The 12,253-nt window shown below is 64.3% G+C and carries 12 protein-coding genes and 1 tRNA gene; 8 read left to right on the plus strand and 5 right to left on the minus strand.

The window, feature by feature from the left end:
• Positions 1-20: 20 nt before the first annotated feature.
• Positions 21-761 (minus strand): hypothetical protein, encoded by a 741-nt coding sequence (locus AC6IY7_RS14315; RefSeq protein ID WP_497780035.1) that lies wholly within the window; start codon positions 759-761, stop codon positions 21-23.
• 190 nt (positions 762-951) lie between these two features.
• On the opposite strand from AC6IY7_RS14315, the gene AC6IY7_RS14320 reads away from it, so the two are divergent.
• Positions 952-1,185, plus strand: coding sequence for a hypothetical protein (locus AC6IY7_RS14320; RefSeq protein WP_497780036.1), 234 nt, complete (start codon positions 952-954; stop codon positions 1,183-1,185).
• 148 nt (positions 1,186-1,333) lie between these two features.
• Here the strand turns inward: AC6IY7_RS14320 and AC6IY7_RS14325 are convergent, their stop codons facing one another.
• A complete protein-coding gene (locus AC6IY7_RS14325; RefSeq protein WP_497780037.1) occupies positions 1,334-1,987 on the minus strand; it encodes a glutathione S-transferase family protein in 654 nt (217 codons plus the stop codon).
• 128 nt (positions 1,988-2,115) lie between these two features.
• Here AC6IY7_RS14325 and AC6IY7_RS14330 point away from each other — a divergent pair, with 128 nt between their 5' ends.
• The 3 genes from AC6IY7_RS14330 to mtnA all read left to right on the plus strand — a co-directional run bounded on the left by AC6IY7_RS14330 (position 2,116) and on the right by mtnA (position 5,293).
• Positions 2,116-3,330 carry a polyhydroxyalkanoate depolymerase gene (locus tag AC6IY7_RS14330; protein WP_497782853.1) on the plus strand — a complete coding sequence of 405 codons (1,215 nt, stop codon included), beginning with the start codon at positions 2,116-2,118 and terminating at the stop codon, positions 3,328-3,330.
• A 339-nt stretch (positions 3,331-3,669) separates the two neighbouring features.
• Positions 3,670-3,963, plus strand: coding sequence for a hypothetical protein (locus AC6IY7_RS14335; RefSeq protein ID WP_497780038.1), 294 nt, complete (start codon positions 3,670-3,672; stop codon positions 3,961-3,963).
• A 241-nt stretch (positions 3,964-4,204) separates the two neighbouring features.
• Positions 4,205-5,293, plus strand: coding sequence for an S-methyl-5-thioribose-1-phosphate isomerase (gene mtnA, locus AC6IY7_RS14340; protein WP_497780039.1), 1,089 nt, complete (start codon positions 4,205-4,207; stop codon positions 5,291-5,293).
• Between the two features lie 415 nt (positions 5,294-5,708).
• Here the strand turns inward: mtnA and AC6IY7_RS14345 are convergent, their stop codons facing one another.
• The gene (locus AC6IY7_RS14345; RefSeq protein ID WP_497780041.1) at positions 5,709-6,359 is read right to left on the minus strand and encodes a class II aldolase/adducin family protein; all 651 of its coding nucleotides are present in this window, start codon (positions 6,357-6,359) and stop codon (positions 5,709-5,711) included.
• Between the two features lie 90 nt (positions 6,360-6,449).
• On the opposite strand from AC6IY7_RS14345, the gene hslV reads away from it, so the two are divergent.
• The 4 genes from hslV (at position 6,450) to AC6IY7_RS14365 (ending at position 9,824) form a co-directional block, all read left to right on the plus strand.
• Positions 6,450-7,016, plus strand: coding sequence for an ATP-dependent protease subunit HslV (gene hslV / locus AC6IY7_RS14350; RefSeq protein ID WP_497780042.1), 567 nt, complete (start codon positions 6,450-6,452; stop codon positions 7,014-7,016).
• Between the two features lie 42 nt (positions 7,017-7,058).
• The gene (gene hslU / locus AC6IY7_RS14355; protein WP_497780043.1) at positions 7,059-8,366 is read left to right on the plus strand and encodes an ATP-dependent protease ATPase subunit HslU; all 1,308 of its coding nucleotides are present in this window, start codon (positions 7,059-7,061) and stop codon (positions 8,364-8,366) included.
• A 119-nt stretch (positions 8,367-8,485) separates the two neighbouring features.
• Positions 8,486-8,561: transfer RNA gene (locus tag AC6IY7_RS14360), tRNA-Ala, on the plus strand.
• A 126-nt stretch (positions 8,562-8,687) separates the two neighbouring features.
• Entirely contained in the window at positions 8,688-9,824 is a 1,137-nt protein-coding gene (locus AC6IY7_RS14365; protein ID WP_497780045.1) for an acyltransferase family protein, read from the plus strand.
• Positions 9,825-9,837: 13 nt separating this feature from the next.
• Here the strand turns inward: AC6IY7_RS14365 and pstS are convergent, their stop codons facing one another.
• Complete coding sequence (gene pstS, locus AC6IY7_RS14370) at positions 9,838-10,869, minus strand: phosphate ABC transporter substrate-binding protein PstS (protein WP_497780047.1); 1,032 nt, start codon at positions 10,867-10,869, stop codon at positions 9,838-9,840.
• A 47-nt stretch (positions 10,870-10,916) separates the two neighbouring features.
• On the minus strand, positions 10,917-12,134 hold the full coding sequence (phnA, locus tag AC6IY7_RS14375) for a phosphonoacetate hydrolase (RefSeq protein ID WP_497780049.1): 1,218 nt from the start codon (positions 12,132-12,134) through the stop codon (positions 10,917-10,919).
• Between the last annotated feature and the right edge of the window lie 119 nt (positions 12,135-12,253).

Below are 12,253 nucleotides of genomic sequence, written 5' to 3' on the forward strand. Positions count from 1 at the left end.
GCGTCGCGGCGAGCCCGGTCTCAGGCGCGCAGCGTGTCGAAAGTCGCGCCGATCTCGGCGGCGTCGAAATCCGCGATCGCGGCCGCCAGCAGCGGATCGTCTCCGTCGATCCAGCGCTGCTCGGCGTCGGCGGAGTTGAGCGCGAGGGCGACGGCGCCGTTGAGCTCATAGAGGCGCCAGGTGAGTCCGGCGGAACGCAGCGACGACATCAGCGCATTCTGCACCAGGCTGCGGACCACGAGATGCGGCGTAGAGACAGAGGTGTCGGCGTCGGCGCCGGACGTCGCGGCGACGCAGGCGTTCTTGTCATAGGAGGCGTGGCCGCGGCAGGCGAGAGGGCGCAGCCGATAGAGCAGGCAAAGGCCCGCCTCGATATAAGGACATGGCTGGCGCAGAGCCATGCGCGCGCTCTCCGAGCAGCCATTGGCGAAGGCGTTGATCGCCGCGATGCGCCCGGGAAGATCGACGCCGCGCTGCGCCAGCGCGCGCTGATTGGCGGTGACGAAACGCGCGACGAGAAACACTTCCGGCGCCGTCGCGACGACGCGCAGCACGCAGCAGGCGGGACAATCGCCCTCGCAGGCGACGGCCGGCGCGCCCTCCGTCTGAATGGCGAGATTGCCCTCGAAACTGTCGAAGGCCTGGAGGCAGAGCGCGCCGATGAATTCCGGCCGGGCGCGGCGCTCGCGGATCGTCGCGTCGAAGGCCTGCGCCATTGCGGTGAAGAAAGAAGAGGGCCCTTCGGGGTTCGGGTCGGTCATCGGCGCGCTCGGCTATGTGGCTCGGTTACGCTATGTAACCATGATACATAATGATGAGCAAGTCGCCGATGCTTCGACGCAGCCGTCGCTCGGAGCCGCGGGTGTCGCATGCGCGGCGGCCGGAACCGGCGTCCTGCTCACGCGTTTTCTACGCCGTTGGGGGCGGGGGCGCCAAGGGGAGGCCGCTTCGATGAAACCGTCAGTCTTGAAACGCCTGGTTTTGGCCGCCGTCGCGGCGCTCTCGGGCGCCGGCGTGGCGAACGCCCACAACGACTTCACCGATCGCGCGGAATATTACGCCGCGACGCCGCAGTCGCCGGTCTATTATGAGTATGAGCCGCAATTTTACTATTATCCGAGCTACACGCAGCCGCTCTACACAGGCCGCACGATCTATCTCGCGCCGCGGCATCGGCGCCGCTGAGGCGCTTTTGCATTTTCGTGGGGAATTCGAACGACGCCGTTCGAGTGATCAGAGTCTTTCCCTGTTTCATTGAAACACGGAAAGACTCTCGGCTTTTGCTTCGACGCGTTTCCAACGCCGAACAGAAACGCCGCCGAACAGAAACGCTCTAGAACTCGACCTCGAGCTCCTCGATCTCTTCCCGCTCGAGCAGCGCGGCGGCGATCCATTCCTGCATCGCCGGCCATTCGAAAATGCGGTCGCAATAGGCCTGGGAGACGTCGTCGAGCGGCACGTCATAGGTGCGAAAGCGCGTCGCCACCGGCGCATACATGGCGTCGGCCATGGAGAGGGGGCCGAAGAGATAAGGGCCGCCATAGGTCTCGAGGCATTCGCGCCAGATCTGCGTCACGCGCGCAATGTCTCCTTGCGCCTTGGACCAGACCTTGAACTTGGGAAAATGCCCTTTCAAATTCATCGGCAGCGCCGAGCGCAGCGAGGTGAATCCCGAATGAATCTCGCCGCAGATCGAGCGGCAATGCGCGCGGCGCAGGCGGTCGGCCGGCAATAGGCCCGCGGCCGGCGCGATCTCGTTCAGAAACTCGCCGATCGCCAGAGTGTCCCATATCTTGGCGCCGTCATAGGTGAGGCTCGGCACCAGAATCGATGGCGACAGCAGGAGGATTTCCGCGCGCGCCGCGACATCGTCGGGGCTCACGACGAGCTCCTCGAAAGCGAGGCCGGAGAGCTTGGTCATCAGCCAGCCCCGTAAGGACCAGGACGAGTAATTTTTGCTGCTGATCGTGAGCGTCGTCGCCGGCATGTGAAACGCTTCCTCCTTCTCCTTATTGTGGACTGCGCAGCAAGCGCTGTGCCATGCTAGAGCCGATCCATGGCACGGGGCTTGCTCGACCAGCTCCATCGGTAACGAAGGTATCGCGCAGCCGCATGATGTATGACGCATATCAGAGCTACGCCGACGTGAGCAATCGAGTTCGGATGGCGGCGGCGAGCAGCGAGCGATTGCTTCGCCTGTGGAAATCGACGCCTTACGCGTCGCCCCTGCGGTGTTTCGAAGCCTATTGCGAATTGGTCGCATTGCTCGGCTTCACGCATGAGCGGCCCGATTACGGCATCACGCAGCTCACCACGCACAATGGCGCGGTCGTCGACATCGTCGAGGAGCCCGTCTACTCCACGCCCTTCTGCACGCTGCTGCGTTTCGTGCGCAAGGATGCGGAGAATCTGCCGCGTGTGCTGCTCGTCGCGCCCATGTCCGGGCATTTCGCGACTCTGCTGCGCGGCACGATCCGCACGCTGCTGCAGGACCACGACGTCTATGTGACCGATTGGGTCAACACGCGCGACATCCCGCTCGCCGAGGGTGTTTTCGGCATGGACGAGTTCGTCCAGCATCTCATCGATTTCCTGCGCTTCCTCGGACCACCCTCGCATGTCGTCGCGGTCTGCCAGCCGACCGTCGCCGCGCTCGCCGCCGTCGCGATCATGGCCGAGGACAACGACCCCGCCCAGCCGGCCAGCCTCACGCTGATGGCCGGGCCGCTCGACGTCAGCGTCTCGCCGACCAAGGTCAATGAATTCGCCGTGTCGAAGCCGCTCCAATGGTTCCGCGACAATGTCATCGGGACCGTGCCGCGCGCGCTGCCGGGGGCGGGGCGCCGCGTCTATCCGGGCTTTCTGCAGATATCCGGCTTCATGAGCATGAATGTCGAGCGCCACGCCAACGCCTTCATCGACCTCTTCCGCCACAGGGTCGAAGGCGATCATGAGAAGGCCGACCGCATCCGCACCTTCTATGAGGAATATTTCGCCATTATGGACCTCGATGCGGATTTCTACCTGCAGACCATCGAGACCGTCTTCCACCAGAATGCCCTTTCTGCAGGCAAATTGCTCTTTAGAGGGCGGACGGTGACGCCGCGCGCGATCAAGAAGACCTTTCTGCTCACGGTCGAGGGCGAGAAGGACGACATTTGCGCCGTGGGCCAGACGCTCGCCGCGCAGGATCTGTGCAGCGGCCTGCGTCCCTATATGAAGTCGCACCATCTGCAGGCCGGAGTCGGCCATTATGGCGTCTTCAACGGCAAGCGCTGGGACAATCAAATCTATCCCGTCGTCCGCGACCACATCCAGTGCAGCGTGTGAGCCGGGGCCGAGACTGTGACATTTTGTTGCAGGGCGTCACGGCGGCGCCGCAGGGGCGGGAGCAGGCCTCCCGGAGGCGGCGCCGATTGTGATCTAAGCAACAGATATTATAGATAAAATAGAGCGTGTTGAGTCCTCGTTAGGGTTGCTGGTCTATTACCGTCCTCTATAGCCCTACGGGAATTTTTCCTTGAAATTTTTGTGCGGCGCAATATTCTGAGTTCACTGAATTTCGGCGGGCTCCGTCGAGCATGGTTCCCGAGCCGCGCCGCCGAAATTAAACCACATAAGGCCTTCCGACCCGTTCGTCCGTGGCTGTGAAGGCGAGACGAGGTCACTATGGAATCGATCAAGACTTGGTTTCAGGACTGGTCCGACGCCTGCGAATACGCCAAGGAATGCGCGCCCGACCTGTCTTTCCTCCCCGGCGAACCCTTCACCGCGCTGTTCGGCATCGCCGCAGTGTGCTTCCTCGTCTGGTGGTGGAACGAGCGTTCCCTGCGCGCGCAAATGGCTGTCATCGCCCGCGCCTGGGCTGCGCCGCAGCAGCCGGTCGAGGCTCATGAGGGCCTGACCGCCACTCTCGACCGTGCGCGGGCCTTCTTCCCGGCGGCTCTGAAGCGAGCCGCCTGACCTGGAGCGTTTCCAGCCGAAGTGGACACCGGTTCGGCGTTGGAAACGCGTCAAAACATAAGCATTGTGTCTTTCCGTGTTTCAATGAAACACGGAAAGACACAATAGGCGGACCGGAACGACCGGACGGCGGAGGCTCGGCGGAGCATCCGCCGTCCGGTCGTCTCTTTCGCGGGACTGTCGACAGGGCGGCGGCCATAGGCTAGGCGTGGAGCAGGACTCCGCCGGACCCCCCGCCGCAATGCGCATCGACTCACGCCATTACCGCACCATCTGGGAGAACGCCGACGGAAGCGTCGAAGCGATCGACCAGACCAGGCTCCCCCATAGATTCGAGACCAAGCGGCTCGCCTCGCTCGACGATGCGGTCGCGGCCATCGCGACCATGGTGGTGCGCGGCGCGCCACTCATCGGAGTCACCGGCGCCTATGGCCTGGCTCTCGCCGCCGCGGCCGATCCGAGCGACGAGGCGATCGAAGACGCCCATGCGCGGCTGGCGGAGGCCCGACCGACGGCGGTCAATCTGCGCTGGGCGCTCGATCGGCTGCGCCGGCTGCTGCTCGCCGCGGCCCCCTCCGAGCGGCGGGCGCTCGCCTTTGGCGAGGCTGGGGCGATCGCCGACGAGGATGCGCTCGGCTGCGAGGCGATCGGCGATCATGGCGCGGCGCTGATCTGCGCCGCCGCCACGGAGCGCCGCGGACAGCCGGTCAATATTCTCACCCATTGCAACGCCGGCTGGCTCGCCGCCGTCGATTGGGGCACGGCTCTCGCGCCCATCTACAAAGCGGCGCGCGACGGAATCGATCTACATGTGTGGGTCGACGAGACCAGGCCGCGCAATCAGGGCGCCAGCCTCACCGCCTTCGAGCTTTTGGGCGAGGGGATTCCCCATACGGTCATCGCCGACAATACCGGCGGTCATTTGATGCAGCATGGTCTCGTCGATCTCTGCATCGTGGGCAGCGACCGCACGACGCGCGCGGGCGATGTGTGCAACAAGATCGGCACCTATCTGAAGGCGCTGGCCGCCCATGACAATGGCGTGCCCTTCTATGTCGCTCTGCCGAGTTCGACGATCGATTGGCGCATGCGCGATGGCGTCGCCGAAATCCCGATCGAGCAGCGCGACGCTTCGGAGGTCACGCATATTTCCGGCCTCGCGGAGGATGGAGCGGTGACGCGCGTGCAGGTGACGCCGAAAGGCTCGCCCGCGGCCAATTACGCTTTCGACGTGACGCCTGCGCGGCTCGTCGGCGCGCTGATCACCGAACGCGGCGTATGCGCGGCGAGCGAGGCCGGGCTGCGCGGATTGTTCCCGGATTTGGCGTGATCCTGGTGCGCGGTTTCGCTTCACTGACTTTCAATGCGTAAATTTCGAAATGCAGGATCTCTAACTCTGCGGATGTCGGTCTATGCAGCTCATTCAGAATTGGCGTGATCCTGGTGCGCGACTCCTTCTCCCTTCACGGGAGAAGGTGGCCCGGCGAAGCCGGGTCGGATGAGGGTTCTATGTGTTCTGATAGGAATCCTCATTCGCGCTTTTCGGAATCCGGCCGCGGCCCCCGCGCCCTCATCCGACCTCGCTTCGCGAGGCCACCTTCTCCCGCGAGGGGGAGAAGGGAGAACGGCGCGGTTTCGCTTCACTGACTTTCAATGCGTAAATTTCGAAATGCGAGAACTCTAACTCTGCGGATGTCGGTCTACGCAGCTCATCCAGAATTGGCATGATCGAATTGCGCGTGATTTCACTTTGGCGACTTCAATCCGTAAGTTTCGAAACGTGTGATCTCGCTCTCTATCTCCGCCTCGGAGATCAGCACAGGCTCGCCGGCTATGCTCGCGAGATAAGAGAGCCGCGCCAGCGCCTCGAGCTCCACGGCGCGCCACATGGCGCGGTCGAGGCTCTCGCCGAGCGCGATCATGCCGTGATTGCCGAGCAGCACGCCATGCGCGAGGCCCAATCCCTCCACCGCGAGATCGGAGAGCGCCTGTGTGCCGAAAGGCGCATAGCCCGTGCAACGAATCCGCGACGTGCGGAAAATGCCGATCATATAATGCACAGGCGGAATCTCGCGGCGCAGCGCCGCGAGCGTCGTCGCATAGGTCGAATGCGTATGCGCCACCGCCATCACATCCGCTCGCGCGCGCAAGATGTCGCGATGCATGCGCCATTCGCTGGAGGGCGCGAGCGGCCCTTCCGCCGCGCCATCGCCGTCGAGCGGCATGCGCGCGATCATCTCGGCGGTCATCGAAGCGTAGGAGATTCCGCTCGGCGTGATCAGCATCGCCTCGCCGTCGCGCACGGAAATATTGCCCGCCGTGCCTTGATTGAGGCCGAGCGCGTTCATGCTCCGCGCCGCTTCGACGATCGCCTCACGCGTGCTCGCGCCAGTCATTCCGGGTTCCCCTGCCAGCGGCGCGCGCCCCTTGCCGAGCCGTGCTCCAGTCCCTACATCCGCAAGACTCTTTTTCCAGCCGAGGCTCGGATGACACAAGAACAAAATACGAAACCGGCGAGCTGGCACGCCACCACCATCGTGATGGTGAAAAAGGGCGGCAGGACCGTCATCGCAGGCGATGGACAAGTGAGCCTCGGGCAGACCATCGTCAAGGCGAACGCCAAAAAGGTGCGCCGGCTCGGCAAGGGCGATGTGATCGCCGGTTTCGCCGGCGCGACCGCCGACGCCTTCACTTTGTTCGAGCGGCTCGAGGGCAAGCTCGAGCAATATCCGGGACAATTGACGCGCGCCTGCGTGGAGCTCGCCAAGGACTGGCGCATGGATCGCTATCTGCGCCGGCTCGAGGCGATGATGCTCGTCGCCGATCGCGATGTGGGGCTGACGCTCACCGGCGCCGGCGACGTGCTGGAGCCGGAGGCTTATGAGCATGGCTCCGTGGCGGCAATCGGCTCCGGCGGCAATTTCGCGCTGGCGGCGGCGCGGGCGCTGATCGACCAGCCGCTCGAGGCGGAGGCCATCGCCCGGCGCGCCATGGAGATCGCCGCCGAAATCTGCGTCTACACCAATCGCAACATCGTGATCGAATCGATCTGATCGCGCCGAGAGATTCCCCGAGATCGCCCAGAGGAACTGCATATGGCCGATTTTTCCCCGCGCGAGATCGTCTCCGAGCTCGACCGCTTCATTGTCGGACAGAAGGACGCCAAGCGCGCCGTCGCCATCGCCCTGCGCAACCGTTGGCGCAGGCTGCGTCTCGAAGGTTCTATGCGCGAAGAGGTGCTGCCCAAGAATATATTGATGATCGGCCCGACAGGCTGCGGCAAGACCGAGATCGCGCGCCGTCTCGCCAAGCTCGTCAATGCGCCGTTCCTCAAGATCGAGGCGACCAAATTCACCGAGATCGGCTATGTCGGCCGCGATGTCGAGCAGATCGTGCGCGACCTCGTCGAGGTGGCCATCCTGCTGGTGAAGGAGCGTCGGCGCAAAGATGTGGAGGCCAAGGCCCAGCTCGCGGCGGAGGAGCGCGTGCTCGACGCGCTCGTCGGCCCGGCGGCCTCGCCGGCGACGCGCGATTCCTTCCGCAAGCGCCTGCGCGCCGGGGAGGTCGACGATAAGGAGATCGAGATCGAGCTGGCGCAATCTGGCCCCTCGGTCCCGATGTTCGAGCTGCCGAACATGCCCGGCGCCAACGTCTCCGCCTTCTCGATCGGCGACATATTCGGCAAGGCCTTCCAGGGTCGGCCCAAGCGCCGAAAAATGCAGGTGAAGGACGCGCATGGGCCGCTGCTCGCCGAGGAGAGCGACAAGCTCATCGACCAGGAGGAGACCGTCCGCGAGGCGATCTCAGAGGTCGAGAATAATGGCATCGTCTTCATCGACGAGATGGACAAGATCTGCGCGGGCGAGGGCAGGGGCGGGGCCGACGTCTCGCGCGAGGGCGTGCAGCGCGATCTGCTGCCGCTGATCGAGGGCACCACGGTCGCGACCAAGCACGGGCCGGTGAAGACCGACCATGTGCTGTTCATCGCCTCCGGCGCCTTTCATGTGGCCAAGCCCTCCGATCTGCTGCCGGAGCTGCAGGGCCGCCTGCCGATCCGCGTCGAGCTCGCCTCGCTGGACGAGGAGGATTTCCGCCGCATCCTCACCGAGACCGAGGCCTGCCTCACCAAGCAATATGTGGCGCTGCTGGCGACGGAGGGCGTCACGCTGGAGATCGCGCCTTCGGCCGTGGACGCCATCGCCAGAGTCGCGGTTCAGGTGAACTCCTCGGTCGAGAACATCGGCGCACGCCGCCTGCAGACGGTGATGGAGCGGGTGCTCGACGAGGTGAGCTTCTCCGCCTCCGACCGCGCCGGCGAGACGGTGACGATCGATGGCGATTATGTGGAGGAGCACATCGGCGATCTCGCCAAGAACCGCGATTTGAGCCGTTTCATTCTCTGATCGGAAAGGCCGAAAGCGGGCTTGCGGCGCGCGCCGGGCTGAACTATACAGCCCTCGCGCTGCAGCGGCGACGCCGCGCTTCGCCCCGCCCTCACCCCAGAGAGGGCGACGAAAAAAGTGGGGCCATAGCTCAGTTGGGAGAGCGCTTCAATGGCATTGAAGAGGTCGTCGGTTCGATTCCGTCTGGCTCCACCAAAAACATCTCCTCGAGCAACGCCCGAGTTCCCGCCTCCTCGCGACGAGCGCCCGGCAGCCGCGATAACGGCGTAATTTTCTGATGTTCAAGCGCGCGACCGCTGCCTCCTCCAGATCACGAAAGTCATGGAACAGTCGCGAAAGCATCGTCTCCAGCATCTCGACATGCTGCGCGGCCTCTGCGCGCTCGGCGTCGTCGTCAGCCATTTGCGGTCGCTGCTCGTCGTCCCCTATGCGGAAGCCCACAGGCACAGCGTCGTCGACCTGGTTCTCTTCACGCTCGGCGGCCTCGGCCATGAATGCGTGATCGCCTTTTTCGCGCTCAGCGGCTTTCTCGTCGGCGGCTCGACGCTGGCGGCGATGCGGGCGGGACGCTTCTCATGGGCGGATTACGGCGTCGCGCGGCTGTCGCGGTTGTGGACCGTGCTCCTCCCCGCGTTGGCGCTCACCGCCCTGCTGGACTTCGCCGGTTCCGCGCTCGGGCCCGCAGGCGCCTATCAGGGAGCCCTGGCGGCGATAATTCCGAGCGGGCCGACGCCGACCGAGCCGGCGAATCATTCGCTCGCGACCTTCCTCGGCAATCTGATTTTCCTGCAGACGATCGACACGCCCGTCTTCGGCTCCAATCGGCCGCTGTGGAGCCTCGCCAACGAGGCTTGGTATTATCTGGCTTTCCCGCTGCTGGCCTTCGCCTTTTTTCACCGCGCCCCGCTCGTGCGGGCGCTCTGCGCCGCCGCCGGCCTGCTGGCGCTCGGATCGATGCCGGTCGAAATGGCCCTTCTCGGCCTCCCCTGGATCGCCGGCGCGCTCGCCGCGGATCATCCGGCTCGTCCCTCGCTGGCGCGCGCGATCCTCGGCGTGGTCGCGACGGTGGCGGCGGTCGGCGCCGCGCATGCGTGGCGCACGATTCTCGGCGACATTATTCTGGGCTGCGCCATCGCCTTCTGGCTGCGCGATCTCGCCGCCGTCCGGCCGATCGGCGGGCTCTACGCCGGCGCGGCGCAGGGGCTTTCCGATATTTCCTATACGCTCTACGCCGTGCATTTCCCGCTGCTGCTGATGCTGTGGTTCTGGTTGCTGGCGCCCGAGCAGAGCGAGCCGGGATTCGCCGTGCTCGCGCGAATGGCCCTGCTCATGGCCGTCGCGCTCGCCTATGCGACCGCCGTCTGGTTCCTGTTCGAGCGCCGCACCGACGCCGTGCGTGGCTGGATGCGGCAGCGGCTCAGCGGCTTTCGGCTGATCCTTTCGGCGCGGCGGCCATAAGGCCGCTCAGGCGTCAGTTCTTGGCGCGGAACGCCATTTTCTGCCCCCAGGCGGCCCGGATCTGATCCTTCACCGCATGCGGCAAGGGAATATATTGCAGCGCTTTCGCCGCCTTGTCGCCATGCGCGAAAGCCCAGTCGAAGAATTTCAGCACCGCCGCCGCATTTTCCGCCTTGGCCTGTGATTTCGGCACGAGAACGAAGGTCGCCGTGACCAGCGGCCAGCTCTTGTCTCCCGGCATATTCGTCAGATCGACAGAGAAATTATCGGCCGCGGCCCAATCCGCATTCATCGCCGCCGCTGCGAAGGCCTCTTCGCTCGGCGCGACGAATTTTCCGGCGCTGTTGAGGAGCTTGGCGGGAGAAAGATGATTGGTCGTGACATAGGAGTTTTCGGCGTAGCCTATGCTCCCTTTGGTTCTCGGAACCTCGCCCGACGTGCCGGCGCTGCCATGAACGCCGACCCCGCCGGACCACTCCAGCGTCATCCCGACGCCCATGCGCGTTTTCCACGCTTCGCTCACCTTGGAGAGATAGCGCGACAGCGCGAAAGTCGTTCCCGAGGCGTTGGAATGGTGGATCGGGACGATGAGAAGATCGGGAAGCGACAGGCCGTGATTGAGCGCGACGATGCGCGGATCGTTCCACCGCGTGATCGCGCCGAGATAAATGTCGGCGATGACCGGCCCGTCGAGACGCAGCGCATTGGCGCCGACGCCGGGGATGTTGACGATCACGTCGAGGCCGCCGACCACAGAAGGAAACTGCAAGAGATTGGCGTCCTCGATCCGCTTTGCCTCCATCGGAACGTCGGAGGCGCCGAAATCGACGGTGCCGACCGCGGCCTGCTTTTGTCCGACGCCGGAGCCCGTCGCCTGATAATTGACCTCGAATCCGAGGCTCGGCTTCGCCTCCTGCGCCCAGCGCGTGTAGATGGGCGCGGCGAAGGCCGAGCCGGTTCCCAAAAGGGCGGTCTCGGCGCGCGCGGCGTCGAGACTGGAAATGGCGGCGATCGAGATCATGAAAGCGGTGCAGGCGCTACGCATGTTCGTCCATCCTATGGCGAGAGAAAATGTTCGGGGCTTCGTCTGCGTCAGATCGATCGATTGAGGGCGAGGGCGAAGACATCGAAGTTGCGCAGACGCGCATTGGTCTCGCGTCTGACCGGACGATTGAAGAGCAGCGGGACCTGCTGCTCGGTGAGGCCGCCGTGCGACCGTAGCGGCGCCGTTAGCCCAGAGAGATCGTGCATCTGCGCTGCGGTTCCGAGCGTGAAGAGGCGCCTCGCCAGCACGACGAGATCGCCGACGCGATCATGGGGCAATTCGAAACGCGCGCAGGCGGTCGCATTGTCGAGCACATGATCGACGCCTTCGAGCGCGCCGAGACATTGCGTCACTTCGGCGAGCATCGGCGCCGGCGCGGAGACGGTCGCATAAGAGCCGAGCGCGCCGTGATGCACGACATAAGGATCGGTGATCGGCAGGATCACGCGGCATGCGCCCGCGCCGAAGCGCGCATCCAATATGTCTTGCAGGAAGAGAATATTCGGACGCCCGACGGAATCCGTCTTGGCGTTCATGCCATGATCGGCGGTGACGCCGATGACCGCGCCCATCTCGTCGAGGCTCGAGAGATATTTGTCGAGCATCGCATAGAAGGCGTTGGCGGCGGGCGTTCCGGGCGCGTGCTTGTGCTGCACATAATCCGTCGTCGAGAGATACATGATATCCGGCCGCATCGTCCTCATGAGCCATACGCCGGCGGCGAGAACGAATTGCGACAATTCCGCGCTATAGACGGCGGGAAGCGGCAGGCCGACTTTGGCGAGCACATCGTCGACGCCATTGTCGGCGAGCGTCGCCTCATTCGCCTTCTCGGCGGAGAAGCGAACGCCTTCCAAGCCGCAGCCGAGCAGCGCGCTCAGCTTGTCCTTCGCGGTGACCGTGGCGACCTTGCGTCCGGCCTTGGAAAATTCGGCGAGGAGCGTCGGCGCGCGAAGATATTTTGCGTCATTCATCAGCACTTCGACGCCCTGCTCGGGATCGAAGAAGTAATTCCCGCTTATGCCATGCACGCTCGGCGGCGCGCCGGTCACGATGGAGAGATTATTGGGATTGGTGAAGGAAGGCATCACGCAATCGGCCGTCAGCACGGTTCCGCGCGTCGCGAGACTCGCGAAGAAGGGCGCGACTTCGGCGCGGATCGCCTGATTGATATATTCCTGCTCGCATCCGTCGATGCAGACGACGACGGTCGGCTCGGAGGGCGCCGCATAGCGCCTTCCGTTGACGGTGATTTCCGATGTCATATTCGCGCCCCGCAATGTGTTGTCGCATTGTTTGCGACTTCGGTCCGGCGCTGGTTCATCTAGCAGGCGCGGCCGTTCTTTCGAAACGAATAAATCTCACAGGCGCTGTGACGAGAGCG

Source organism: Methylosinus sp. is20ea (assembly GCF_059718135.1).

Bases quoted from the DNA above. Each gene is read 5' to 3' on its own strand.
- AC6IY7_RS14315 (WP_497780035.1), bottom strand. From the start codon at position 761: ATGACCGACCCGAACCCCGAAGGGCCCTCTTCTTTCTTCACCGCAATG.
- AC6IY7_RS14320 (WP_497780036.1), top strand. From the start codon at position 952: ATGAAACCGTCAGTCTTGAAACGCCTGGTTTTGGCCGCCGTCGCGGCG.
- AC6IY7_RS14325 (WP_497780037.1), bottom strand. From the start codon at position 1,987: ATGCCGGCGACGACGCTCACGATCAGCAGCAAAAATTACTCGTCCTGG.
- AC6IY7_RS14330 (WP_497782853.1), top strand. From the start codon at position 2,116: ATGTATGACGCATATCAGAGCTACGCCGACGTGAGCAATCGAGTTCGG.
- AC6IY7_RS14335 (WP_497780038.1), top strand. From the start codon at position 3,670: ATGGAATCGATCAAGACTTGGTTTCAGGACTGGTCCGACGCCTGCGAA.
- mtnA (WP_497780039.1), top strand. From the start codon at position 4,205: ATGCGCATCGACTCACGCCATTACCGCACCATCTGGGAGAACGCCGAC.
- AC6IY7_RS14345 (WP_497780041.1), bottom strand. From the start codon at position 6,359: ATGACTGGCGCGAGCACGCGTGAGGCGATCGTCGAAGCGGCGCGGAGC.
- hslV (WP_497780042.1), top strand. From the start codon at position 6,450: ATGACACAAGAACAAAATACGAAACCGGCGAGCTGGCACGCCACCACC.
- hslU (WP_497780043.1), top strand. From the start codon at position 7,059: ATGGCCGATTTTTCCCCGCGCGAGATCGTCTCCGAGCTCGACCGCTTC.
- AC6IY7_RS14365 (WP_497780045.1), top strand. From the start codon at position 8,688: ATGGAACAGTCGCGAAAGCATCGTCTCCAGCATCTCGACATGCTGCGC.
- pstS (WP_497780047.1), bottom strand. From the start codon at position 10,869: ATGCGTAGCGCCTGCACCGCTTTCATGATCTCGATCGCCGCCATTTCC.
- phnA (WP_497780049.1), bottom strand. From the start codon at position 12,134: ATGACATCGGAAATCACCGTCAACGGAAGGCGCTATGCGGCGCCCTCC.